The organism is Pseudomonas entomophila, assembly GCF_029193575.1.
GTDB classification, from domain to species: Bacteria; Pseudomonadota; Gammaproteobacteria; order Pseudomonadales; family Pseudomonadaceae; genus Aquipseudomonas; species Aquipseudomonas entomophila_G.
In genome coordinates this window covers 588,971-614,461 of the sequence record NZ_JARGCS010000056.1, presented here as the reverse complement: position 1 = coordinate 614,461, position 25,491 = coordinate 588,971, and the positions used below count along the sequence as shown (strand labels likewise).

Here is a 25,491-nt window from a genome sequence, read left to right as displayed (position 1 = left end):
CGTTCCCTATGGCCCGTTTTTTGCCTAAAATTTGACCAGTGTTACCCGCCATCATCGTTATGAAACCGTAAAGGTTAATCAGCGATTGGCCGATACATCGTTGCGCGCAGGGAATGCTCGAAGGGATGCGCCTGGCAGAGAAATGTCCTTTGTAGAGTCCATTGTCATCGATCACGAGTTTGGATATGTCACCTTGACATCGCTCGTCAAGAGCGTTGTAAAATTGACGTGTCTGGATGGCACTCTACAAAATGATGGAATATTGACGCTTTTCTCCGCCCAAAAACGCCTGAACTTTGACTAACCTACAGTGCTTAGAATATGAGTGCCTCGAACGATATCCGTAGTTTGTTCAAGCAGTTTGGCGGTCATCCGGAGCAGTACCAGGAATTCAGGAAAGACGACTCTGGCCGTGGTTCGGTGCAGCGTTGGCCCCTGTTTTCCGGCCCTGCGGCGGTAGAGCCGCAGGTCAGCATGCTGGCCCCCGAGCCCGAGCCTGAGCCCGTTGTGGCGCAGGAAAGCGTCGCCGCGTCCAAGGCCCCCGAAGCCTCGACCTCCGATTGGTCGCCGGCTGGCCTGCGCAACCTGTTGGCCAAGCTCGCTCAGCCTGAAACCCCCGAGCCGGTGCGCGAAGAAGCCCCTCAGCCGCAAGCGCGGCCCGACCTCTCGCACCTGCGCGTCATCACTGTCGTTTCCGCCAAGGGCGGCGTCGGCAAGACCACCATGGCCGCCAACCTCGCCACTGCGCTGCGCAAGGCCGGGCACCCGGTGATCGCCATCGACCTCGACCCGCAGAACGCGCTTTACCATCACTTCCTGCCTGCCGACGAACAGCCGGTGGATGCCGAGCGCGGGGTCGCCCACCAGGGCGACGACTGGCAGGTCATCGGCATGGCCAGCAGCGACGGCGTGTACGTGCTGCCCTACGGCCAGGTCGATGAAGACAGCCGCCTGGGCTTCGAGCGCACCTTGCGCAACGACCCGCTGTGGCTGGCGCGCCAGCTCGAGGCCTTGCAGATCAACGAGGGTGCGGTCGTGGTGATCGACACCCCGCCCGGCCCCTCGGCCTACCTGCGCCAGGCGCTGGCAGTGGCCAACCTGGCTCTGGTGGTCAGCCTGGCCGACGCGGCGTCCTACACCTCGTTGCCGCAGATCGAGGCGCTGGTCGAGACCTACACCGCCGGGCGCAAGGATTTCGTCGGTGCCTCGTACCTGATCAACCAGGTCGACTATTCGCGTCAGTTGAACAAGGACATCACCCAGATCCTGCGTGGCCTGCTCGGCCCGAAGATGATCGGCGTGGTGCACCGCGACCAGTCGATCAGCGAAGCCCTGGCCTACAACCGCAATGTTCTGGGCTACGACCCGAACGGACGCGGCTGCCAAGACATCCTCGAATGCGCCCAGGCGCTGACCGAGCGTCTGGCGACCCTCGCAGTCGACGAGCAGTAACCCGTGCGTCTTGCGGGCCTGCGCAAGGCAGGTGAGGGCGTGCGTGCGCACAAGGGCTGGAGCCTGCTGCTGGGGCTGCTGGCCCTGACGATGCTGATGGTGGTGGTCATCGTGCCGTTCGAGCTCGAAGACCAACTGCTGTTCAGCGTCGTCTGCATGGGCGCCACCCTGGTGCTGCGCAAACGCGCCCACCGCCTGGCCGTGCTGGCGATGATCGTGATGTCGTCGATCGCCTCGCTGCGCTACCTGTATTGGCGTTTGACCTCGTCGCTGGGCTTCGAGAGCCCGCTGGACATGTTCTTCGGCTACGGCCTGGTGGCTGCCGAGCTGTATGCCCTGCTGGTGCTGTTGCTTGGCTACATGCAGACCGCCTGGCCACTGCAACGCAAGCCGCACCCGCTGCCGCCCGACGCCACGCTGTGGCCGTCGGTGGACGTGTACATCCCCACCTACAACGAACCGCTGGAAATCATCCGCCGCACCACCCTGGCGGCGCTGGCGATCGACTGGCCGCACGAAAAGCTCAACGTCTATGTCCTCGACGACGGCCGTCGTGAGGAGTTCCGTGACTTCTGCGCCACCGCCGGGGTGGGCTACATCACCCGTAACGACAACAAGCACGCCAAGGCCGGCAACCTCAACAACGCCCTGCGCCAGACCAGCGGCGACTACATCGCCATCTTCGACGCCGACCACGTGCCCACCCGCTCGTTCCTCCAGGTGTGCATGGGCTGGTTCCTCAAGGACCCGAAGCTGTCGCTGCTGCAAACCCCGCACTTCTTCTTCTCGCCCGACCCGTTCGAGAAGAACCTCGAGACCTTCCGCGCCGTGCCCAACGAGGGCGAGTTGTTCTACGGCCTGATCCAGGACGGCAACGACCTGTGGAACGCCACCTTCTTCTGCGGCTCGTGCGCGGTGATCAAGCGCGGCCCGCTGGAGGAAGTCGGCGGCATCGCCGTCGAGACCGTGACCGAAGATGCCCACACGGCGCTCAAGCTCAACCGCCGTGGCTACAACACCGCCTACCTGCCGCTGCCCCAGGCCGCGGGCCTGGCCACCGAAAGCCTGTCGGGCCACATCGGCCAGCGCATTCGCTGGGCGCGGGGCATGGCGCAGATCTTCCGCACCGACAACCCGCTGCTGGGCAAGGGCCTGGCCCTCGGCCAACGGCTGTGCTACCTCAACGCCATGCTGCACTTCTTCTATGGCCTGCCGCGCCTGGTGTTCCTCACCGCGCCACTGGCCTACCTGGTGTTCGAGGCCCAGGTGTTCCAGGCGCCGGCCCTGCTGATCATGGCTTACGCGCTGCCGCACATCATGATCGCCAGCGTGACCAACTCGACCATCCAGGGGCGCTTCCGCCACTCGTTCTGGAACGAGGTCTACGAGACCGTGCTGGCTTGGTACATCATGCGCCCGGTGATGCTGGCGATGATCAACCCCAAGTCCGGCGGCTTCAACGTGACCGCCAAGGGCGGCATGATCGAAGAAGGCTACTTCGACTGGAAGCTGGCACGCCCCTACATCGCTGTGCTGCTGCTCAACCTCGCGGGCGCCGCCATTGGCCTGTACAAGCTCGGCTTCAACCCTGACGTCAGCGGCACCACCATCCTGATCAACCTCGGCTGGACGGTGTACAACATCATCATCAGCGCCGCTGCCGTGGCGGTGGCCAGTGAAACCCGACAGATCCGCGCCGAGCCGCGCGTGTACGCCAAGCTGCCGGCCACCGTCAGCCTGGCCGACGGCAAGACCGTCGCCTGCACCACCAACGACTTCTCCCAGCGCGGCGTCGGCCTGACCTTGCCCGAGGGCGCGGTGGTCGCCAAGGGCGAGCGGGTGCAGATCTCGCTGTTCCTCGACGAACAGGAATGCGTGCTGCCCGCCCAGGTGGTGTTCAGCCGTGGCACCGTGCTCGGCCTGACCTTCCTCGAGCTGGACCTGCACCAACAATTCGAACTTACCCGCCTGACCTTCGCGCGCGCCGACACCTGGGCCAACGCCTGGGGGCAGGGCGCCGACACGCCGCTGTCGGCCTTGGCGGAAGTCTCACGCATCGGCTGGCGCGGAGTGCGCCAGCTCGCTCGGGCAAGTGTGGTGGTCGCGGCGCAGCGTGTGCGCCCGGCTGCCGCCTCGCCTGGCACCGAACCCCAGAGGACTCCATGACCCCGACCTTCCTGCGCGTCTTCGCCGTGCCGCTGTCCCTGCTGCTGCTTGCCGCTTCGCCGACGCACGCCCAAGAGCAGGCGCCGGAAGGCGGCGTGGCCGGTCAAAGCGCCACGCTCAAGCAACTGGGCGCGAGCTACACCCTGAACCTGCGCGGCATCGAGGGCAGCGACAGCGTCAACTTCGACGTGCGCACCGACCGCGTGGTGACCGGCGCCAAGCTGAACCTGGAGTACAGCTACTCGCCTGCGTTGATCCCCGACATGTCGCAACTCAACGTGCTGATCAACGACCAGGTCGCCGCGAGCATCCCGCTGCCCAAGGAAGCCGCGGGCGCCCCGCAGAAGCAGGTGGTGGAGATCCCGCCTTACCTGATCACCGACTTCAACCGCCTGACCCTGCAGTTGATCGGCCACTACACCATGCAGTGCGAAGACCCGCAGCATTCCAGCCTGTGGGCCAAGGTCAGCAACGCCAGCCAGCTCGACCTGCAACTGACGCCGCTGCAACTGCCCAACGACCTGGCGCTGCTGCCCACGCCGTTCTTCGACCGTCGCGACGCGCGCGTGCTGGAGCTGCCGTTCGTGTTCGCCGACACCCCGGGCACCAGCGACCTCGAAGCCGCGGGCGCGGTGGCCTCGTGGTTCGGCGGCCTGGCCAGCTACCGGGGCGCGCGCTTCCCGGTGCTGCTGGGCCAACTGCCGGCGCAGGGCAACGCCATCGTGTTGATCAGCGGCCAGCAAGCCCCGGCGGGCCTGGGTGCGCAAGCGAGCAACAAGCCGACGCTGCGCATCGTCACCAACCCCAACGACCCCAATGGCAAGCTGCTGCTGATCGCGGGCGCCGATGCCCAACAACTCAAGCAGGCGGCGCTCGCGCTGGTCAGCGGCAGCCAAGTGATGAAAGGCGAGCAGGCCAGCATCAACGGCGTTACCCAGCTACGCCCGCGAAAGCCCTATGACGCGCCGAACTGGCTGCCGAGCGATCGCCCGGTCAAGCTCGGTGAGTTGCTCGAGGCCAAGCGCCTGAGCGTCTCCGGCTATGACCCAGGCACCATCAGCCTGCCCATGCGTCTGCCGCCGGACCTCTTCACCTGGCGTGAGAAGGGCGTGCCGCTGAACCTCAAGTACCGCTACACGCCGCAGCCGGTGTCGACCAACTCGTCGCTGCTGGTCAGCATCAGCGGCCGCTTCATCAAGTCGCTGCCGCTGCCGTCGCAGGAAGCGCTCAAGGGCGACCAGTCGCTGATCGCCCGCCTCAAGCAGGACGAAAGCCTGCTGCGCGAGGCCCAGATCACCGTGCCACTGGCCAGCTTCCCGCTGCAATCGGCCTTGCAGCTGCGCTTCATGTACGACTACATCAAGCAGGGCGAATGCCGCGACATCATCATCGACAACATGCGCGGTGCCATCGAGCCGGATTCGACCCTCGACCTCAGCGACTACCGCCACTTCATCGCCATGCCCAACCTGGGCGTGTTCCGTGACAGCGGCTTCCCCTTCACGCGCCTGGCCGACCTGTCCGAAACCGCCGTGGTGATGCCCGACGGCTATGGCGCCGAAGAAGTCTCCGCGCTGCTCGACGTGCTCGGCCGCTTTGGCGACTCCACAGGCCTGCCCGCCACCGGCGTGCGCGTGGTCGCTGCGGGCGACGACGCCGCCCTGCGTGGCAAGGACCTGCTGGTGATCGCCTCCGGCGCCAACCAGCCGCTGCTGCAACGCTGGGAAAGCCACCTGCCGGTGAGCCTGAGCGGCAATTCGCAGTTCGAGCTGTCGGACCTGGTGTACCGCGTGCGTGACTGGGTCAGCGGCGACGACCGCGTCGACCAGCGTCCTTCGCGCAGCAGCCTGGCCCTGGAGACCGGTGCGGTGAGCAACTACCTCACCGGCTTCGAGTCGCCGCTGGACAGCGGCCGCAGCGTGGTGGTGCTGGCCGCCGGCAGCCCGCAGGGGCTGGCCGAGGTCACCACCGCCCTGGGCGCCACCCTGGAAGACCAGGGCTCGATCCAGGGCAGCCTGGCGGTGGTCAACGGTACCCGTGTCACCTCGCTGGTGGCCGAGGAGCAGTACTACATCGGCGACCTGGGCTGGGTGCGCTACCTGCAGTGGTGGATGTCGCGCCACTTGGGCGGCACCGTGTTGCTGACCGCCGCCGGCGTGGCCCTGGCCAGCCTGCTGCTGTTCCTCAGCCTGCGTGCCCGTGCCCGCGATCGGTTGAAGGACTGAGCCATGACCCGCCTCCTGTCCCGCGCCCTGCTGGCCTTGCTGCTGCTCACCGGGTTGCCCGTGCAGGCGGCCTGCGAGGCGCCGTGGGCGCTGTGGCAGACCTTCGCCCAGCGCTGGGTGCAGGAGGACGGGCGGGTGCTGGAGTCGAGCCTCAAGCCCAACCACAGCACCTCCGAGGGGCAGTCCTACGCGCTGTTCTTCGCCCTGGTGGGCAATGACCGCGCGCGTTTCGAGCGCATCTGGCGCTGGAGCCGCGAGAACCTGGCCGGCAACGACCCCGGCAAGATGCTGCCCGGCTGGCTCTGGGGCCAGGGCGCTGATGGCCAGTGGCAGGTGCGGGACGCCAACGCTGCCTCCGACGCCGACCTGTGGTTCGCCTACGCCTTGCTCGAAGCCGACCGCCTGTGGAAAGTGCCCGCCTACCGCGCCGACGCCTTGGCCCTGCTGGGCCAGGTCAAGGCGCGCGAAGTCGCCGAACTGCCGGGCCTGGGCGCGACCCTGCTGCCCGGCCCGGTGGGCTTCGCCCAGCCCGACCATTTGTGGCGCCTGAACCCCAGCTACGTGCCGCTGCCGGTGCTGCGCCGACTGGCCAAGGCCGACCCCAAAGGGCCCTGGGCACAGGTGCTGCAAAGCAGCGTGAAGCTGCTGCGCGAAGGCGGCGCCAACGGCTTTGCCGCCGACTGGGTCGGCTACCGCGCGACCTCCGACAAGACCGGCGTGTTCACCCGTGACGCCACCAGCGGCGACCTCGGCAGCTACGACGCCATTCGCGTGTACCTGTGGGCCGGCATGACCGACCCGAAAGACCCGCATGCCGCCGCCATCCTCGCCGCCCTTGGCGGCATGAGCGCGCCGACCGCCTCCAGCGGCGTGCCGCCGGAGAAAGTCGCCGTGGCCAGCGGCGCCGTCGAAGGCAGCGGGCCGTTCGGTTTCTCTGCCGCCCTGGTGCCGTACTTCCGTGCCCTCAACCAGCCGTGGCTGGCCGACCTGCAGGAGCGCCGCGCCCGCCGCGAGCTGGATGCCGCCCTGCAAGCGCCGCGCGATGCCAAGGCGCCCCCGGTTTATTACAACTACATGCTCAGCCTGTTCGGCCTGGGGTGGAGCGAGCAACGCTACCGCTTCGCCGCCGACGGCCAATTGAAGCTTTCCTGGGAGTCCGAATGTTCCGCAAAAGCCCCCTGACCCTGGGTCTGCTGGCCGTCCTCGTGCAGGGCGCTGCGCTCGCCGAGAGCAGCGACCCCAAGCGCCTGCTGGTGGAGCAGGGCCTGTATTGGCAGGCCGAAGACAAGCCCAAGCGCGCCGCCGAGGTGTGGAACAAGCTGCTGCTGCTCGACGCCAGCAGTCCCGAGGCGCTGTACGGCCTGGGCCTGATCGCGGTGAAGGACAAGCAACTGGCCAAGGCCGGCGAATACCTCAACCGTCTGCAAGCACTGTCGCCCGCGCCGCAGCAGGCCGCGCTGCTGGCCCAGGACATCCGCCTGGGCGACCCGGCCAATGCCAAGCTGCTGGAGCAGGCGCGCCTGGCCGTCGACAACAACGACCGCCCGCGCGCCGACCAGCTGTTCCGCCAGGCCCTGGGCAACAAGCCGGGCCACGGCCTGGTGGGGCGCGAGTTCTACAACAACCTGGGCTTCCTCGACGGCCAATGGCCTGAGGCCCGCGCCGGTTTCGAGCGCCTGTTGCAGGAGCGCCCGGACGACCCCTACGTGTCGCTGTTCCTGGCCAAGCACCTGGTGCGCCGCGAAGACACCCGCGAGGAAGGCGTGCGCGCCCTTGAGCGCCTGGCCAAGCGCGAGGACATCGGCGGCGACGCCGACGAGACCTGGCGCCTGGCGCTGACCTGGCTGGGGGCGCCGAACAAGCGCCAGCAGCCGCTGTTCGAGTCGTTCCTCAAGGCGCACCCGGACGACACCGAGATCCGCGCCCTGCTGGCCAAGGGTGGCAGCCAGGCCGATGCCGGTGCCACCGTGTGGCGTCGCGACCCGCAGCTCGACCGTGGCTTGAAGGCCTTGGAACGCGGCGACCAGGCCACGGCCGAGCGCGAGCTGAGCGCCCGCCTGAAAACCGCCCCCAACGACGCCGATGCCTTGGGGGGCCTCGGTGTGCTGCGCCAGCAGCAGAACCGCCTGGAAGACGCCGAGGTGCTGTTGGCCCGCGCGGTCAAGGCCGGTGGCAAGGGCTGGCAGAAGCCGCTCGAGGACGTGCGCTACTGGTCGTTGCTGCAACGCGCCCGCGACAGCCTGGTCAAGGGCCGCGACGCCGACGCCCGCGCGCAGTTGCAGGAAGCCCTGCGCATCAAGCCCCAGGCGCCCGAGGCCAGCGCCGCGCTGGCCGACGTGCTGGCCGCGCGTGGCGACAATGCCGGCGCCGAGACGCTGTACCGGCAAGTGTTGCAACGCAACCCGAACAACGCCCAGGCCCGCCGTGGCCTGGCCGCCACCTTGGCGCGCCAGGGCAAGCAGGAGCAGGCGCTGCGCGAAGTGCAGCAACTGCCGGCGGACGAACAGTCCAAGCTCGGCGGCGTCGGCCAGATGCGCGCCGACCTGGCCATGCAGCAGGCGCGCCTGGCCGAGCAGCGCGGCGACAGCGCCGGCCAGCGCGCGGCGCTGGAAGAGGCGCTGCGCAACGACCCCAACAACACGTGGGCGCGCTTCGGCCTGGCCCGCCTGTACCTCGACCTCGGCGCCAGCGCCGAGGCCCGCAGCCTGATGGACGGGCAGTTGCAGGCGCACCCCAACGACCCCGACGCGCTGTATACCTCGGCGCTGTTCTCGATGCAGCAGGGCGAGTGGGGCAAGGCCCGCGAACTGCTGTCGAGCATCCCGCCGCAGTCGCGCAACGCCGAGGTCAACAAGCTGCTTGGCGACCTGGAGTTCCGCCAGCGCCTGCAAGAGATCGACGCCCTGAACAAGCGCGGCAGCTACCAGGAGGCGCGGGTGTTCCTCTCGCGCCTGGAGCCGCTGACCCAGGGCAACCCCGAGCGCCAATCGCAACTGGCCTCCGCCTATGCCGACGCCAAGGACCCGCAACGCGCGCTGACCCTGCTGCGCGGCACCATGGCCGGCAGCGCGCGGGTCGAGCCGGGGCTGATGCTGCGCTATGCCGGCGTGCTGTTGCAGGCCGGCCAGACCGCTGAGGTCGACGGTATCCTGCGCGACCTGCAAGGCCAGGCCCTGGACCCCGAGCAGCGCCGCCAGTACGACGACCTGCTGTTCCTCCAGCGCGTGCGCAAGGCCGATACCCAGCGCGAGCAGGGCGACCTTGCCGCCGCCTACGACACCCTCGCCCCGGCTCTGGCCCTGCGCCCGCAAGACCCGCTGGCCGGCGCCGCCCTGGCGCGCATGTACGCCGCCAACGGCGACACCGGCAAGGCGCTGGAGATCTACCGCCCGCTGGTGCAACGCAACCCCGGTGACGCACGCCTGCTGGTGGGCGCCGCCGACGTCGCCGCGCAGCAGCGTGACGACGGCTACGCCAGCCAGTTGCTGGAGCAGGCGTTGAAGGCCGCGCCGGACGACCCGGACGTGCTCAGTGTCGCCGCGCGCATCTATCGCTTCCAGGGCCGCACGGAGAAGGCCGCCGAGCTGCTGGGCCGTATCGTGCGCCAGGAAGACCGCCAGCAGTCCAACAGCGCCTTCGCCGCGGCCGCCCCGGCCAGCGCGCCGGGCAACCCCTTCGCCAAGCGCGCCAGCACCGCCAGCGTGGCGGCCGCCGCACCCGTCAACCCGTTCGCCGCCTCGGCCGCTGGCGGCAAGCCCGACCCGCGCGCGGGCATGAGCGAAGCCGCCAAGGCCCTCAGCGACGTGTTGCAGGAGCGCAGCGCCTACGTCGCCCAGGGGCTGGAGTTCACCGGCAACGACAGTGAGTCGGGCCTGGGCCGCATGGCCAACGTGCAGGCGCCGTTCGAGGCGAGCATGCCGGTCGGCGACAGCCGCGTGGCGCTGCGGGTCACGCCGGTTTCGCTGAATGCCGGCAGCCCCGGCAGCGAGCCCTCCAGCCGCTTCGGCGCCGGCCCCCTGGCCCCGGCGGGCAGCGCCAGCCCCGGTTCGCAGAAGGCCGACGGCGTCGGCGTGGCCGTGGCCTTCGAGAACAAGGCCGAGGGCGTCAAGGCCGATATCGGCACCACACCCCAGGGCTTCCTCTACAGCACCATGGTCGGCGGCGTGTCGGTCGAGCGGCCGGTTGCCGGCAACCCTGACCTGCACTGGGGCGCCAAGCTGTCGCGGCGCGCGGTCACCGACAGCGTGCTGTCGTTCGCCGGCGCCGAAGACAAACGCACCGGGCAGAAGTGGGGTGGCGTCACTGCCAACGGCGGGCGCCTGGAGCTGGGCTACGATGACCGTCAGGCGGGCGCCTACGTGTATGGCTCGCTGCACAGCCTGCGCGGCCACCATGTCGAGACCAACACCCGCGCCGAGCTTGGCAGCGGCGTGTACTGGTACCTGCAGAACACCGACGACACCCAGCTCACCGCCGGCCTCAGCTTCATGGCCATGGGCTACGAGAAGAACCTGGGCTACTACACCTATGGCCACGGCGGCTACTTCAGCCCGCAGAGCTTCTTCGCCCTCGGTGTGCCGGTCAGCTGGGCGCGCCGTTTCGATCGCCTGACCGTGTCGGTCAAGGGCTCGGTCGGGGTGCAGTTCATTGGCCAGGATTCGGCCGACTACTTCCCCGGCGACTCGACCCTGCAAGCCGCGGCCAGCGCCGCCCTGGGCCGCGAGGCCGAGTACGAGAGCGACAGCAAGACCGGCATCGGCTACAGCCTGGCGGGTGCCGCCGAATACCAGCTTGGACGCAACTTCATCCTCGGCGGCCATGTTGGCCTGAACAACGCCCAGGACTACCGCGAATGGAATGGCGGAATGTACGTGCGCTACTTGTTCGAGGACCAGTACCGCCCCATGGCCCTGCCGGTCAGCCCCTACCGGTCCCCCTATTCCAACTGATTCCATTTCGGGAGTTTCACCATGCCTGCTTCTGCAATTGCCGGCCTCTCCATGCTGGTGCTCGGCGAAAGCCACATGAGCCTGGCCGACCACCTGACCGAGCCACTCAATGCCGCGATCGTCGCCAAGGGCGGGCATGCCTATTCGATCGGCGCCTGCGGTGCCAGCGCCGCCGACTGGCTGGTGACCAAGAAGGTCGATTGCGGCGCCGAGCTCAAGGACACCGGCAAGATCCAGATCAAGGGCCGCGAAGCCACCACCACGCCGATCAAGGAGCTGATCGCCAAGCACAAGCCCGACGTGGTGGTGCTGGTGATCGGCGACACCATGGCCAGCTACGACAAGCCCGCCTTCCCCAAGGCCTGGGCCTGGCAAAGCGTCACTGGCCTGACCAAGGCCATCGCCGAGACCGGCACCCAGTGCGTGTGGGTCGGCCCGGCCTGGGGCAAGGTCGGCGGCATGTACAAGAAGAACGACCAGCGCACCCAGCTGATGTCGCAGTTCCTCGCCGCCAATGTGGCGCCGTGCACCTACGTCGACTCGCTGACGATGTCCAAGCCTGGCCAGTGGGTGACCACCGACGGCCAGCACTTCACCATCGCCGGCTACAAGGCTTGGGCCAGCGGCATCGTCGAGGCCATGGACAAACTGCCGGCCGGCAGCCTCAAGGGAGCCAAGTGATGCGCCGCCTGGTGGGCGGCCTGGCCGCGCTGTTGTGCCTGGGCGGCGCCCAGGCCGCGGAGATCCCGCTGTACCCGACCGGCCCGAGCGAAGACGCCGCGTTCCTGCGCTTCTTCAACGCCGGCGCCGCCGAGCTGCGCCTGAGTGCCGGCAACGGCGCCGGCCTGTCGCTGCCTGCCGGCAGCGCGTCGGACTTCCTCACCGTGCCCGCCGGCAAGCCGATCGAAGGCCAGCTGGCGCTGGCCGGCCAGCAGCAGGCGCTGAAGGTCAGCGTCGCGCCCGGCGAGTTCGCCACCGTGGTCGGCCTGCCCGAGGCCAAGGGCCTGCGCCTGGTGACCGTGCGCGAGCAGCCCGACGACTTCAACGCGCTGAAGGCCTCGCTGGCGTTCTACAGCCTCGACCCCAGCTGCGCCCAACCGGGCCTGGCCTCGGCCGGCAAGAACGTGGCGATCTTCAAGGACGTGGCCGACGGCACCGCGCAGCGGCGCTCGATCAACCCGCTGAAGCTTTCGGTGCAGCTGACCTGCGCCGGCGCCCCGAGCGGCGCAGCGCTGGACCTCGGCCAACTGGCCGCCGGCCAGCGCTACACCGTGTTCCTCGCGCCCAGCGCCCAAGGCCCGCGCCTGTTCCAGGCCCGTGACAACCTCGCCAACTGACGGACGACCATGGTCTTCGCCTCGCTCGAGTTTCTGGTGCTGTTCCTGCCGGCGTTCATGCTGGTGTATGCGTTGGTGCGGCCCGGGGGGCGCAACCACGTCCTGCTGATCGGCAGCTGGTTGTTCTATGGCTGGCTGAGCCCGGCGTTCCTGCTGCTGCACGTGGTGCTCACGGTGCTTGGCTGGGTCGGCGGGCTGTTGCTGGCGCGCACCGCGGACACCTCGCGGCGGCGCCTGCGACTGCTGGCCGCGCTGATCGTGGTCAACACCCTGGTGCTGTGCTGGTACAAGTACGCCAACATCCTCGCCGCCACCTTCAACGAGCTGCTCACCGCCCATGGCGCGATGCCGTTCGAATGGCAAAAGGTGGCGCTGCCGGCGGGCCTGTCGTTCATCGTGCTGCAGGTGATCTCCTACCTGGTGGACGTGCACCGCAAGGTGGTGCCGGTGGAGCGCAGCTTCGCCAACTTCGCCACCTACCTGGCGATGTTCGGTCACTCCATCGCCGGGCCGATCATTCGCTATGACTGGGTGCGCGCCGAGCTCAACAAACGCTACTTCAACCCGCTGAACTTCGCCCTCGGGGCGCGGCGCTTCATGATCGGCATGAGCATGAAGGTGCTGGTGGCCGACAGCCTGTCGCCGCTGGTGGGCGTGGCCTTCGGCCAGGCGCAGCCGTCCTTCGTCGATGCCTGGGTGGGGTGCCTGGCGTACTCGCTGCAGCTGTTCTTCGACTTCGCCGGCTACAGCGCCATGGCCATCGGCCTGGGGTTGATGCTGGGCTTTCACTTCCCGGAGAACTTCAACCACCCGTACTGGGCGCGCAACATCCAGGACTTCTGGCGGCGCTGGCACATCTCGCTGTCGAGCTGGCTGCGCGACTACCTGTACATCGGCCTGGGCGGCAACCGCCACGGCGTGTGGAAGACCTACCGCAACCTGTTCCTGATCATGGCCATCGGCGGCCTGTGGCACGGCGGCGACAGCTGGAACTACCTGCTCTGGGGCGCCGCCCACGGCATCGCCCTGTGTATCGACCGGGCCTGGAGCCGCGCCGGCTTGCCGGACTTGCCGGCGTGGTTGGCGCACAGCGTGACGCTGTTGTTCGTGTGCCTGGCCTGGACGCTATTCCGCGCGCCGGACTTCGCCACCGCGCTGGAGATGTATGCCGGCCAGTTCGGCCTGCATGGCTTCGCCCTGGGCGACGCGCTGGCCGCGACCCTGCGCCCGGCCCACGGCATCGCTGCGGCGCTGGGCGTGGCGTGCCTGCTGTTGCCGCTGTGCAAGCCCTGGGCCGAGGCGCGCTTCGGCGAGGTGTGGGTGTTTCGCGCGGTGGGCGCGCTGTGGCCGGTGCTGGGTTTTGCCCTGTCGTTCGCGCTGATCGCCAGCCGCGAGACCGTGCCGTTTCTCTACTTCCAGTTCTAGGGGCCGAGCATGCCGAAGATAGACCCGTCCCTGGCCCCCGTGCCGCCGAGCCCGATGATGATCCGCCTGAGCCCGCTGGCGGGCTTGGCGATGTTCGGCTTCATGCTGTTGGGGCTGACCACCTGCCTGTGGGCGATGCTCACCGGCAAGGTCGACCTGTGGCCCGAGCACCTGGGCTGGGAGGGCGTGCGCGATGGCGAGATCACCCACCATATCGCCCGCGAGCTGTCGCACGTGTCGGTGGCCAAGCATGCCGCGGACCTGGAGCGTGGCTTCAGCTGGCTGACCCTTGGCGACACCGGGCCACGGGTGCGCAGCGGTTGCCCGGGCTGGTTGTTCCTGGCCGACGAGACCCGCATCCACCCGCATGCCGAGGCCAATGCCGAAGCCCGTGCGCGCAAGGTGGTCGCCGTGCGCGATTGGCTGGCGGCGTGGAATATCCGCTTGGTGGTGCTGCTGGTGCCGGACAAGAGCCGTATCGCCGTCGCTAAGCTGTGCGGCATGACCCGCGCCCCGGCCCTGGCCGAGCGCTTGGCGCACTGGAAGGCGCGGTTGCAACAGGCGGGTATCGCCACTGCCGACCCGACGGCGGCGATGCAGGCCATTGGCAGCGCGAGCTTCCTGCGCACCGACACGCACTGGAGCGAGCGGGGCGCCGAGGCGGCGGCCAAGGCGGCGGCCGAGCAGGTGCGCGCCACCGGCGTGACACCGAGCCCGGCGCAGCACCTGGTGCGCAGCGTGCCGCCCGAGGCGCGGCGCGCGGGTGACCTGGTGCGGCTGGCGGGGCTGGACTGGTTGCCGGAGCGCTTGCAGCCGCCGGGCGAACGGGTGGCGCCGTCGCATTTCGAGGTGACCCAGGACGCGGCGGCAGGGAGTGAGGATGATTTGTTCGGTGATAGCCAACTGCCGAATGTCGCGCTGATCGGCACCTCGTTCTCGCGCAACTCCAACTTCGCGCCGTTCCTCGAACAGGCGCTGAGGGCGGCGGTTGGCAACTTCGCCAAGGATGGGGGCGAGTTCTCCGGCGCGGCGCGCGAGTATTTCGCCAGCGAGGCATTCAAGCAGACCCCGGCGCAGGTGGTGGTCTGGGAAATTAACGAGCGGGACTTGCAGAAGCCGTTCACTGACGATTTGCCGTTGCCCTGAGGGCCCTGTCGCGGGCAAGCGCGCTCCTGCAGACGTGGGGTAGCTGTAGGGGCGGGCTTGCCCCGCGATGAGGCCGGAACAGGCAGCGCCCCCCTTCATATGGTTATTCCCTAACAGTATTTAAATTATTTTTCTTATGCCTTTATAGTCACTTCCACTGCGTACCTGCCGACCAATCGGCGCGCCGCACGACTCGAACCCACACGGGTAAACCCCGTGCGTTTCTGAATCGATGCGCGCCCCTTTTGACCGTCGCGCACTGCGTGGGAGTGAACCATGTCCGCCGCCTCGAACGCCTTGTCGTCCATCGACAGCGCCCAGCCGCAACCCTTCGAAATCCGCCCATTCGCCGGTGCCGTCGGCGCCGAGATCGTCGGCCTCGACCTGGCCCAACCGGTCAACGCCGAAGATTTCCGCACCCTCCACCGCGCCCACCTCGACCACCACGTCCTGGTGTTCCGCGACCAACGCATCACCCCTGAACAACACATCGCCTTCAGCCGCCGCTTCGGCGAGTTGCAGATCCACGTGCTCAAGCAGTTCCTGCTCGAAGGCCACCCCGAGATCCTGATCGTTTCCAACATCATCGAAGATGGTCGCAACGTTGGCCTGGGCGATGCCGGCAAGTTCTGGCACTCGGACCTGTCGTACAAGGCGCTTCCCAGCCTCGGCTCGATGCTGCATGCCCAGGAACTGCCCAGCGAGGGCGGCGACACCCTGTTCGCCGACATGCACAAGGCCTGGGACGCCGTCCCTGACGCGCTGCGCAAGATCGTCGAGGGCCGCAGCGCCGCGCACTCCTACACGGCCCGTTATTCGGAAACCAAGTTCGAAGGCAACTGGCGCCCGACCCTGACCGCCGAGCAACTGGCCCAGGTCAACGAGGTCATCCACCCGGTGGTGCGCACGCACCCGGAGAACGGCCGCAAGGCGCTGTTCGTCAGCGAGGGCTTCACCACCCGCATCGTCGGCCTGCCCGATGACGAAAGCCGCGACGTCCTGCAACAGCTGTACGCCCTGAGCGTGCTCGGACAGAACATCTACCGCCACCAGTGGCAGCCCCACGACCTGGTGTTCTGGGACAACCGCTCGCTGATCCACCTGGCCGCCGGCTGCCCCGCGCACCTGCGCCGCAAACTCTACCGAACCACCATCCAGGGCGATGCCCCGTTCTGACGACTGAGGAACCTCATCATGCGTAAATCCATCAGCCGCCTGGCGGCCAGCATCGGCCTGGGCGCCAGCCTGATCGTCGGCAGCCTCGCCGCGCCCGCCGTGGCCCAGGCCGAAGGGCAGATCCGCATCGCCGAGCAGTTCGGCATCGTCTACCTGCTGCTCAACGTGGTGCGCGACCAGCAACTGATCGAGAAGCACGGCAAGGCGCAGGGCATCGACATCCAGGTCGATTGGGCGCAGCTCTCTGGCGGCGCGGCGATCAACGACGCGCTGTTGTCCGGCTCGGTGGATATCGCCGGTGCCGGCGTCGGCCCGCTGCTCACCGTCTGGGACCGCACCAAGGGCCGCCAGAACGTCAAGGCCGTGGCCTCGCTGGGCAACTTCCCGTACTACCTGGTCAGCAGCAACCCGAACGTTAAGACCATCGCCGACATCAGCGAGAAAGACCGCATCGCCGTGCCCGCGGTGGGCGTCTCGGTGCAGTCGCGCTTCCTGCAATACGCCGCTGCCAAGCAGTGGGGCGACAAGGAATACGCCCGCCTCGACAAGTACACCCTGGCCGTGCCGCACCCCGACGCCACCGCCGCGCTGCTGGCCGGCGGCACCGAGCTGAACGGGCACTTCTCCAACCCGCCGTTCCAGGACCAGGCCCTGGCCAACAAGAACGTGCACGTGGTGCTCAACAGCTACGACCTGCTCGGCCCCAACTCGCCGACGCTGCTGTTCGCCACCGAGAAATTCCGCAACGACAACCCCAAGACCTACAAGGCCTTCGTCGATGCGCTGGCCGAAGCCGCCGACTTCGCGCAGAAGGACAAGGCCGCCGCGGCCGATACCTACATCCGCGTGACCAAGGCCAAGATCGACCGCGACGCGCTGATCCGCATCATCGACAACCCGCAGTACGAATTCAGCGTCACGCCGAAGAACACCTACCCGCTGGCCGAGTTCCTCTACCGGGTGGGCGCGATCAAGAACAAGCCGGCGTCATGGAAGGACTACTTCTTCCAGGACGAACGCCCGCTGCAAGGGAGCTGACCGCCGATGACCGCCCCATTGCCAGGCCACACGGCCAGCAACCTGAGCCGTGTCGCCACGCCACCGCTGCTGAAGGTGGACAACCTCAGCCTCGAATACCGCACCGCGCAGCGCGTGGTGCGGGCCACCCATCAGGTCGGCTTCGAAGTCGACCACGCCGACCGTTTCGTGCTGCTTGGGCCTTCGGGCTGTGGCAAGTCGACCTTGCTCAAGGCCGTGGCCGGGTTCATCGAGCCTCGCGAAGGACAGATCCTGTTGCAGGGCCAGCCGGTCAAAGGCCCTGGCCCTGACCGTATCGTGGTGTTCCAGGAGTTCGACCAACTGCCGCCGTGGAAGACGGTGAAGCAGAACGTGATGTTCCCGTTGCTGGTGTCGGGCCAGCTCAAGCGTGCCGAGGCCGAGGAGCGCGCCTTGCACTACTTGGAAAAGGTCGGCCTGGCAGCGTTCGCCGACGCCTATCCGCATACCCTCTCGGGCGGCATGAAGGCGCGCGTGGCGATCGCCCGCGCCCTGGCCACGCAGCCGAAGATCCTGCTGATGGACGAGCCCTTCGCCGCACTGGACGCCCTGACCCGGCGCAAGATGCAGGAAGAGTTGCTGCTGCTGTGGGAGGAGGTGCGCTTCACCTTGCTGTTCGTCACCCACTCCATCGAGGAGGCGCTGGTGGTGGGCAACCGCATCCTGCTGCTGTCGCCGCACCCGGGCCGGGTGCGCGCCGAGGTGCACAGCCACCAGTACGACCTGGGCAGCCTCGGCGGCGCCGACTTCCAGGCCAGCGCCCGGCGCATCCACCGCCTGCTGTTCGATGAAGCCGGCGAGCCCGAGCAGGCCGTCGACCTGGGCTTCAACGACATCCGCATCGCCTACTGACAGGAGCCCCCCATGACCACCACACCTGTACGGCAGGAATACGAAGTGCAGCTCGAACCGCTGCCGGGCATCCCCGTGGAGCGCGAGCTGCCGCTGGCCCAGCGCCTATGGCAGCAGGGCTGGCTGCGCAAGGCGCTGATCCTGGTGCTGCTCGCCGCGGCCTGGGAGGCGGTGGCCCGCTACACCGGCAACGACCTGCTGCTGCCGAGCTTCCTGCAAACCGCCAGCGCCCTGTGGGACGGCCTGCTCAGCGGCGAGCTGCCGGCCAAGGTCGGGGTGTCGCTGGTGGTGCTGCTCAAGGGCTACGTGCTGGGCATCGTCCTGGCCTTCGCCCTGACCAGCCTGGCGGTGTCCACCCAGGTGGGCCGCGATCTGCTCGGCACGCTGACCTCGATGTTCAACCCGCTGCCGGCCATCGCCCTGCTGCCGTTGGCGTTGCTGTGGTTCGGGCTGGGCGACAACAGCCTGATCTTCGTGCTGGTGCACTCGGTGCTGTGGGCGCTGGCGCTGAACACCTATGCGGGCTTTCTCGGCGTGTCCGAAACCCTGCGCATGGCGGGGCGCAACTATGGCCTGCGCGGGCTGCGCCTGGTGCTGCATATCCTGGTGCCGGCGGCGTTGCCGTCGATTCTCTCGGGGCTGAAGATCGGCTGGGCGTTCGCCTGGCGCACGCTGATCGCCGCCGAGCTGGTGTTCGGCGCCAGCAGCGGCAAGGGTGGGTTGGGTTGGTACATCTTCCAGAACCGCAACGAGCTGTACACCGACAAGGTGTTCGCCGGGTTGGCGGTGGTGATCCTGATCGGCTTGCTGGTGGAGGGGTTGGTATTCAATACCCTGGAGCGGGTGACCGTGCGGCGCTGGGGGATGCAGCGCTAATCTGCCGCGGCCCTATCGCGGAGCAAGCCCGCGATAGGGCCGCGGCGGACACCTACCGATACCGGGCCGCGGCATTGCCCAGTATCCGCCCGATCTCCTCGCGCAACCCCAGCGGCAGCTCCACCACCACGCCATCCCCTTGCCCCAGCACCCACCCGCGCAACGGCCCGCCATCGCTGACCGTCGCCCGCAACCGGTGCCCGTGCTCCAGCGCCGTGAGCTGCATGTCCGCCGTCAGCGGCGCCTCGCGCAACTGACGCGCCAGGCCATCGCTGACCCACGCCTGCAACTCAACCCCGTCATCTGGCCCCGGCGGCAAGGTGTCCCCGCGCAAGTACCCCTGCAGGTCGAAATTCCCGCGCAACTCGCCCACGGCACCGGCCGACCAGTGCCAGCCGAACGGGATGCTCTTGTCGTTGCGCTCCAGCGGAAAGAGCAGCGACAGCTCGTTGAGGTCGCGCTCGACCGTACGCTTGCTGACGTGGAAGCCGACATCGCGCAACCGCCACACCAACTCGGCGCTGGTGACGCCTGGCGAACGGCTGGGGAGCTGGCGCAACAGCGCCCACTGACGGCTGAGGGTGGCGCGGGTGGTGGCGAACGGCAAAAGGTAACGTCCTTGTCTAGGCTTGCCGCAATAGCATGGCGCTAGAGGCGTTGCGTGGCAATTAGCCATATGGCGCAAAGATCAGGGAAGACAGCCGGGGTTGCCTTGAATCGAATCGTCCGCGACAGGTTTTGTCGTGTCATCGCGCAGAATCACGCCTCATCACAGTCGAGGTCGGAACTGTGGGCCGTTCAATGAGGATGAACATGTCTGCTGCCAGCAATATCCATTCGTTGCTCGCGCGCCTGCTGCCCGAGCGCATCGTGCCGGCGCCGGCCCAGCCTGGGCGGCGGCATCGGCTGTTCGCCGGCGTCGGCATGCCCAGCCAGCATGCGCTGCCGGGCGAGCGCTTCGGCCTGGTCGAGCGCCTGGACGAAGCGGCCGACTTGCAGGCGCTGTACCTCGAGTTGCGGCGCCAGGCCCTGGACGGCAACGTCGCGGCGCTCAACGACCTCGGCTGGGTATGGCTCAACGGCAAGTACTGGCGTGCGGACACCGCCCTGGCCGGTCACCTGCTGCGCATGGCGGCCATGCAGGGCCATGCGGCGGCGTGGTTCAACCTCGGGCAGCAGCACTATTTCGGCAAGGGTGTGGACGTGTCCTACCGCAACGCCGCCGAGTGCTACCAGCGTGCGTTCGAGTGCGGCATGCCGCACGCGGCGGCGGCGCTGGGCGACCTCTACGAGGAGGAGGTGTGCGAGGGCGAGCATGAGTGGCACGTGGACCTGGCCGAAGCCTACCGCTGGTTCCTGCGCGGCGCCCAGGGCAGCGAGGCGCGTTGTCGCTTCGAGGTGGGTTACCGGTTGCTGCACGGGGTGAACGTCGAGGCTGACCTCAAGACGGCGCTGTACTGGCTGGAACTGGCGGCGGCGGCGGGGGTGATGCAGGCGGCCGAGGAGTTGGCGGTGCATTTCAGCAGCCGCGATGGGGCGCGCTATCTGGCGTGGCGCGACCAGGCCATTGGCTTGGGCAGCACCTTGGCGTTGACCATGAAACTGGAAGATCAGATCCAGCCCTGAAGGTGATGCCGGTGGCCCTATCGCTTGCCCCGCGATAGGGCCCGCATGAACAACCTTTCATCCACACGCTTCATCGCTCCCGGTTGACGACGGGGGTGGGGCAAGGCGTATATTGATAGTTAGCAAACTATGAATATGCCCGATACCCCTCACATGTCCCTCGACGCACTGCACCTGAAAATCAGCAGCGGCATGGTCGTCGCCGCCCGTCACTGGCGGCGCATCTGCCATGCGGCCCTGACCGGCTACGGCATCTCCGAGGCCTGCGCGGTGCCGTTGCTGATGATCGTGCGCCTGGGCGATGGCGTGCACCAGGTCGCCGTGGCCCAGGCCGCCGGGCTGGAAAGCCCGTCGCTGGTGCGCCTGCTCGACCAGCTGTGCAAGGCCGGCCTGGTGTGCCGCAGCGAAGACCCGCTCGACCGACGCGCCAAGGCCCTGAACCTGACCCCCGCTGGCCGTACCCTGGCCGAATCCATCGAAGGCGAACTGGTGCGCCTGCGCCGCGAGGTGCTGCACGGCATCGACGAGGCCGATCTGGAAGCCACCCTGCGGGTGATCCGCGCCTTCGAAGAGGCGGGCGCGTCGGCATGAACGGGTTCTTCTCCTCGGTGCCGCCGGCCCGCGACTGGTTCTATGGCGTGCGCACCTTCGCCGCGTCGATGATCGCCCTGTACATCGCCCTGCTCATGCAACTGCCGCGCCCTTACTGGGCGATGGCCACGGTGTACATCGTCTCCAGCCCGTTCGTCGGCCCGACCAGTTCCAAAGCCCTGTACCGCGCCCTCGGCACCCTGCTCGGCGCGGGTGGGGCGATCTTCCTGGTGCCGCCGCTGGTGCAGTCGCCATTGCTCTTGAGTGTGGCCATCGCCCTGTGGACCGGCACCCTGCTGTTCCTCTCGCTGAACCTGCGCACGGCCAACAACTATGTGTTGATGCTGGCCGGCTACACCCTGCCGATGATCGCCCTGGCGGTGGTCGACAACCCCCTGGCGGTGTTCGACGTGGCGTCCTCCCGCGCCCAGGAAATCTGCCTGGGCATCGTCTGCGCGGCGGTGGTCGGGGCGGTCTTCTGGCCGCGCCGGCTGGCGCCGGTGGTGGTCGGCGCCACTGGCAACTGGTTCGCCGAGGCGATCCGCTACAGCGACACCTACCTGGCCCGCGAGGCCTCCGGCGACAAGGTCGGCGGCCTGCGCGGCTCGATGGTCACGACCTTCAACAGCCTGGAGCTGATGATCGGCCAGCTCGGCCACGAAGGCGCCGGCCCGCATACGCGCAAGAACGCCCGCGAACTGCGCGGGCGGATGATCCACCTGCTGCCGGTGATCGATGCCCTGGACGATGCCCTGGTCGCGCTGGAGGGCCGCGCGCCGGCCCAGTTCGCCCAGGTGCAGCCGCTGCTGGAGGCCGCCCGCGAGTGGCTCAAGGGCACCGCCGAAGGTGCATCCGAAGCCCGCTGGAACGCCCTGCGCGAACGCATCGAACAACGGCGGCCGAGCGCCGAAGCCCTCGACCAGCGCCCGCAGTTGCTGCTGTCCAACGCCCTCTACCGCCTCACCGAATGGGTCGACCTGTGGCAGGACTGCTGCACCCTGCAGCACGCCCTGCGCCTGGACGACGCCACGCCTTGGCGCGCGGTCTACCGCCACTGGCGCCTGGGCCGCCTGACACCCTTCTTCGACCGTGGCCTGATGCTCTACTCGGTGTTCTCCACCGTCACCGCGATCATCGTCGCCTGCGGCCTGTGGATCGGCTTGGGCTGGAACGACGGCGCCAGCGCGGTGATCCTCGCCGCCGTGGCCTGCAGCTTCTTCGCCGCGATGGACGACCCGGCGCCGCAGATCTACCGGTTCTTCTTCTGGACGCTGATGTCGGTGATCTTCTCCAGCGTCTACCTGTTCCTGGTACTGCCCAACCTGCACGACTTCGCCATGCTGGTGCTGGCCTTCGCCGTGCCGTTCATCTGCGTCGGCACCCTCACCGTGCAGCCGCGCTTCTACCTCGGCACTTTGCTGACGATCGTCAACACCTCGACCTTCATCAGCATCCAGGGCGCCTACGACGCCGACTTCTTCACCTTCCTCAACGCCAACCTGGCCGGCCCCGTGGGGCTGCTGTTCGCCTTCATCTGGACCTTGCTGATGCGCCCGTTCGGCGTCGAGCTGGCGGCCAAGCGCATGACCCGCTTCGCCTGGCGCGACATCGTCGAGATGACCGAGCCGGCCAGCCTGGCCGAGCAGCGCCAGGTCGGCGTGCAGATGCTCGACCGCCTGATGCAGCACCTGCCGCGCCTGTCGCAGACCGGTCAGGACAGCGGTGTGGCCCTGCGCGATTTGCGCGTGGGCCTGAACCTGCTCGACCTGCTGGCTTACCTGCCGCGTGTTGGTGCGCAGCCGCGCGAGCGCCTGCGCACGGTGCTCGAAGAGGTCGGCGCGCACTACGCCGCGTGCCTGCGCGCCGGCGAGCGCCTGCATGCACCGGCGGCGCTGTTGCGCAACATGGAGCGCGCGCGCCAGGCGCTGGTGCTGGATGAGCTGAACGACCGGGGCGATGCCCGGGTGCATCTGCTGCACGCGCTGAGCGGCTTGCGCCTGGCGTTGCTGCCGGGCGTGGAAGTGATGCTCGAACCCGCCGAACAACCGCAACTGCCTCCGGGCATCGATGGAGCGCCGCTGTGATCGGTGAACTGGATATCAGCGGGGTGTTCCTGCCCACGCTGCTGGTGATGATGTTCTGCACCTACCTGTTGTTCCTGGGCGTGCACGCCGTGCTGGTGCGCCTGCATTTCTACCGCCTGGTCTGGCACCGGGCGTTGTTCAACGTTGCCCTCTACGCCGTGCTGCTTGGCGCGGTGGACCACTTTTGCCGAAGCCTGATGCTGCCATGAAAAAACCGTTGTTGACCTTGGGCCGCGTGGTCCTGACCTTGCTGGTGGTGACCTTCGCGGCCGTGCTCGTGTGGCAGATGGTCGTGTACTACCTGTTCGCCCCGTGGACCCGCGACGGCCACATCCGCGCCGATGTGATCCAGATCGCCCCGGACGTCTCCGGGCTGATCGAGCAGGTCGAGGTGCGCGACAACCAGCCGATCAAGCGCGGCGACGTGCTGTTCACCATCGACCAGCAGCGCTTCGGCCTGGCCTTGCGCCAGGCCCAGGCGACCCTTGCCGAGCGCCAGGAAACCCTGGCCCAGGCGGCCCGCGAGGCGCGGCGCAACAAGCAGTTGGGCAACCTGGTGGCGGCCGAGCAACTGGAAGAGAGCCAGTCCCGCGAAGCCCGTGCCCGCTCGGCGGTGAGCGAGGCCCAGGTGGCGGTGGATACCGCCCAGCTCAACCTCGATCGCTCGGTGATCCGCAGCCCGGTGGACGGCTACCTCAACGACCGCGCCCCGCGCGCCCACGAGTTCGTCAGCGCCGGGCGGCCGGTGCTGTCGGTGGTCGACAGCGCCTCGTACCACGTCGATGGCTACTTCGAGGAAACCAAGCTTGGCGGCATCCACATCGGCGACGCCGTGGACATCCGCGTGATGGGCGACGACACCCGCCTGCGTGGCCATGTCGAGAGTTTGTCCGCCGGCATCGAGGACCGCGACCGGGTCAGCGGCGCCAACCTGCTGCCCAACGTCAACCCGGCGTTCAGCTGGGTGCGCCTGGCCCAGCGCATCCCCGTGCGCATCGCCTTCGACGAGGTGCCGGCGGACTTTCGCATGATCGCCGGGCGCACCGCGACGGTGTCGATCATCGAGGGCCCGCGGCCATGAAACGCCTGGTGTTGGTGGGGCTGGCGCTGTCGCTTGGCGCCTGCGCGATGGTCGGGCCGGACTACGAAGTGCCCAAGGACGCGGCAATCCAGCGCGGCGACCTCAACGGCCCGCTGCGCCAGGATGCTGGCAGCGTGGTGTCGGCGCCGGTGCCGCAAGACTGGTGGCAGCTGTACCAGGACCCGCGCCTGAACGCGCTGGTGCGCCAGGCCCTGGCCGCCAATAGTGAGCTGCGCGTGGCCGCCGCCAACATTGCCAAGGCCCGCGCCCAGGTCGAGGTGGCCGATGCGCAGGGCGGTTTCGACGCCGGTGCCAAGGCCGGCGCCCAGCGCTTGCAGGAATCCGGCGAAGCCTTCCTGCTGCCGGAGAAAGTACCGGTGGCCAATATCGGCGAGGCGATCCTCAGCGCCTCGTACCAGTTCGACCTGTGGGGTACCTTCAAGCGCGGCACCGAGGCCGCCCAGGCCAACGCCGACGCGGTGCAGGCCGCTGCCGACACCGCGCGCATCACCCTGGTGGCCGACGTGGTCAAGGCCTACACCCAGGTGTGCTCGGCCAACGAGGAGTACCACATCGCCCGCGCGTCGCTGGGTTTGCAGGAGCAGAGCGTCACGTTGACCCAGCGCCTGCGCGACGCTGGCCGTGGCGACGACACCCAGGTGACGCGCACGCAGACCCAGTTCAAATCCCTGCGCGCCGAGCTGCCGCGCTTCCAGGCCGAGCGCGAGGCGGGCCTGTACACCCTCGCCGCGCTGCTGGCCACGCCGGTCGAGCAGTTGCCCGCTGGCACCGCCGAGTGCGCCGAGCTGCCGCATCTGGCGCAGTTGATTCCGGTCGGCGACGGTGCCGCCCTGCTCAAGCGCCGCCCGGACGTGCGCCAGGCCGAGCGCCAGCTGGCCGCCGCCACCGCGACCATCGGTGTGGCCACCGGCGCGCTGTACCCGAACGTCAGCTTCGGGGCCCAGGTCGGCACCATCGGTATTCTTGAGAACCTGGGCGAGCCGTCCACCAATCGCTGGGGCTTCGGCCCGCTGGTGAGTTGGAGCATGCCCACCAACGGCACGCGCGCGCGCATCCGCGAGGCCGAGGCCTCGACCCAGGCGGCGCTGGCGCATTTCGACGGGGTGGTGCTGAACGCCATTCGCGAGACGCAGACCCGCCTGGCGCAGTACAGCGCGTTACTGGAGCGGCGCGACGCGCTGGCCGAAGCGGAGCGCTCGGCGAAGGCGTCGGCCGAGCAGACGCACCGGCGTTATCAGGTGGGGCGTGAGTCGTTCCTGGCCGATTTGCAGGCCACGCGCACCTACACCGACATGCGTGCGCAGTTGGCGGCGGCGAATACCCAAGTGGCCATGGGGCAGATCGGGGTGTTCCTGGCGTTGGGGGGCGGGTGGAAGGCGGCGGCGGTGAAACCGTGAGACCGTGGGGCCTCGGTTGACGCCATCGCCC

At 68.2% G+C, this 25,491-nt stretch carries 20 protein-coding genes; 19 read left to right on the top strand and 1 reads right to left on the bottom strand.

Annotation, left to right across the window (positions count from 1 at the left end):
• Nucleotides 1-321 precede the first annotated feature (321 nt).
• From bcsQ to P0Y43_RS26490, 13 genes are all read left to right on the top strand, one after another.
• Complete coding sequence (gene bcsQ / locus P0Y43_RS26550) at nt 322-1,452, top strand: cellulose biosynthesis protein BcsQ (protein ID WP_275640214.1); 1,131 nt, start codon at nt 322-324, stop codon at nt 1,450-1,452.
• A gap of 39 nt (nt 1,453-1,491) precedes the next feature.
• Nucleotides 1,492-3,618 (top strand): UDP-forming cellulose synthase catalytic subunit, encoded by a 2,127-nt coding sequence (gene bcsA / locus P0Y43_RS26545; protein WP_275640213.1) that lies wholly within the window; start codon nt 1,492-1,494, stop codon nt 3,616-3,618.
• Nucleotides 3,615-5,843: a cellulose biosynthesis cyclic di-GMP-binding regulatory protein BcsB gene (gene bcsB / locus P0Y43_RS26540; RefSeq protein ID WP_275640212.1), complete on the top strand. Its 2,229-nt coding sequence runs from the start codon at nt 3,615-3,617 to the stop codon at nt 5,841-5,843. The genes bcsA and bcsB overlap by 4 nt, the downstream gene beginning before the upstream one ends.
• A gap of 3 nt (nt 5,844-5,846) precedes the next feature.
• Nucleotides 5,847-7,025 carry a cellulose synthase complex periplasmic endoglucanase BcsZ gene (bcsZ, locus tag P0Y43_RS26535; protein WP_275640211.1) on the top strand — a complete coding sequence of 393 codons (1,179 nt, stop codon included), beginning with the start codon at nt 5,847-5,849 and terminating at the stop codon, nt 7,023-7,025.
• Nucleotides 7,004-10,792: a cellulose biosynthesis protein BcsC gene (locus P0Y43_RS26530; RefSeq protein WP_275640210.1), complete on the top strand. Its 3,789-nt coding sequence runs from the start codon at nt 7,004-7,006 to the stop codon at nt 10,790-10,792. The genes bcsZ and P0Y43_RS26530 overlap by 22 nt, the downstream gene beginning before the upstream one ends.
• 21 nt (nt 10,793-10,813) lie before the next feature.
• Complete coding sequence (locus P0Y43_RS26525) at nt 10,814-11,473, top strand: SGNH/GDSL hydrolase family protein (RefSeq protein ID WP_275640209.1); 660 nt, start codon at nt 10,814-10,816, stop codon at nt 11,471-11,473.
• Nucleotides 11,473-12,129 (top strand): alginate O-acetyltransferase AlgF, encoded by a 657-nt coding sequence (locus P0Y43_RS26520; protein WP_275640208.1) that lies wholly within the window; start codon nt 11,473-11,475, stop codon nt 12,127-12,129. The genes P0Y43_RS26525 and P0Y43_RS26520 overlap by 1 nt, the downstream gene beginning before the upstream one ends.
• A gap of 9 nt (nt 12,130-12,138) precedes the next feature.
• Entirely contained in the window at nt 12,139-13,554 is a 1,416-nt protein-coding gene (locus P0Y43_RS26515) for an MBOAT family O-acyltransferase (RefSeq protein ID WP_275640207.1), read from the top strand.
• A gap of 9 nt (nt 13,555-13,563) precedes the next feature.
• Entirely contained in the window at nt 13,564-14,700 is a 1,137-nt protein-coding gene (locus tag P0Y43_RS26510) for an alginate O-acetyltransferase AlgX-related protein (RefSeq protein ID WP_275640206.1), read from the top strand.
• Between the two features lie 276 nt (nt 14,701-14,976).
• Nucleotides 14,977-15,876: a TauD/TfdA dioxygenase family protein gene (locus P0Y43_RS26505; RefSeq protein WP_275640205.1), complete on the top strand. Its 900-nt coding sequence runs from the start codon at nt 14,977-14,979 to the stop codon at nt 15,874-15,876.
• Between the two features lie 18 nt (nt 15,877-15,894).
• Nucleotides 15,895-16,914: an ABC transporter substrate-binding protein gene (locus P0Y43_RS26500; RefSeq protein WP_275640204.1), complete on the top strand. Its 1,020-nt coding sequence runs from the start codon at nt 15,895-15,897 to the stop codon at nt 16,912-16,914.
• A gap of 6 nt (nt 16,915-16,920) precedes the next feature.
• Nucleotides 16,921-17,784, top strand: coding sequence for an ABC transporter ATP-binding protein (locus P0Y43_RS26495; RefSeq protein WP_275640203.1), 864 nt, complete (start codon nt 16,921-16,923; stop codon nt 17,782-17,784).
• A 12-nt stretch (nt 17,785-17,796) separates the two neighbouring features.
• A complete protein-coding gene (locus tag P0Y43_RS26490; protein ID WP_275640202.1) occupies nt 17,797-18,660 on the top strand; it encodes an ABC transporter permease in 864 nt (287 codons plus the stop codon).
• Between the two features lie 52 nt (nt 18,661-18,712).
• Here P0Y43_RS26490 and P0Y43_RS26485 read toward each other — a convergent pair whose 3' ends face one another.
• Complete coding sequence (locus P0Y43_RS26485) at nt 18,713-19,267, bottom strand: WYL domain-containing protein (protein ID WP_275640201.1); 555 nt, start codon at nt 19,265-19,267, stop codon at nt 18,713-18,715.
• 206 nt (nt 19,268-19,473) lie between these two features.
• Here P0Y43_RS26485 and P0Y43_RS26480 point away from each other — a divergent pair, with 206 nt between their 5' ends.
• The 6 genes from P0Y43_RS26480 to P0Y43_RS26455 all read left to right on the top strand — a co-directional run bounded on the left by P0Y43_RS26480 (nt 19,474) and on the right by P0Y43_RS26455 (nt 25,460).
• Complete coding sequence (locus tag P0Y43_RS26480) at nt 19,474-20,286, top strand: tetratricopeptide repeat protein (RefSeq protein WP_275640200.1); 813 nt, start codon at nt 19,474-19,476, stop codon at nt 20,284-20,286.
• A 153-nt stretch (nt 20,287-20,439) separates the two neighbouring features.
• Entirely contained in the window at nt 20,440-20,877 is a 438-nt protein-coding gene (locus P0Y43_RS26475) for a MarR family winged helix-turn-helix transcriptional regulator (protein WP_275640199.1), read from the top strand.
• The gene (locus tag P0Y43_RS26470; protein WP_275640198.1) at nt 20,874-22,961 is read left to right on the top strand and encodes an FUSC family protein; all 2,088 of its coding nucleotides are present in this window, start codon (nt 20,874-20,876) and stop codon (nt 22,959-22,961) included. Before P0Y43_RS26475 ends, P0Y43_RS26470 begins: the two co-directional genes overlap by 4 nt.
• Nucleotides 22,958-23,170, top strand: a complete 213-nt coding sequence (locus P0Y43_RS26465) for a DUF1656 domain-containing protein (protein ID WP_054902446.1) — start codon at nt 22,958-22,960, stop codon at nt 23,168-23,170. The genes P0Y43_RS26470 and P0Y43_RS26465 overlap by 4 nt, the downstream gene beginning before the upstream one ends.
• Nucleotides 23,167-24,042: an efflux RND transporter periplasmic adaptor subunit gene (locus P0Y43_RS26460; RefSeq protein WP_275640197.1), complete on the top strand. Its 876-nt coding sequence runs from the start codon at nt 23,167-23,169 to the stop codon at nt 24,040-24,042. The genes P0Y43_RS26465 and P0Y43_RS26460 overlap by 4 nt, the downstream gene beginning before the upstream one ends.
• Nucleotides 24,039-25,460, top strand: a complete 1,422-nt coding sequence (locus P0Y43_RS26455) for an efflux transporter outer membrane subunit (RefSeq protein WP_275640196.1) — start codon at nt 24,039-24,041, stop codon at nt 25,458-25,460. The genes P0Y43_RS26460 and P0Y43_RS26455 overlap by 4 nt, the downstream gene beginning before the upstream one ends.
• Nucleotides 25,461-25,491: the final 31 nt, after the last annotated feature.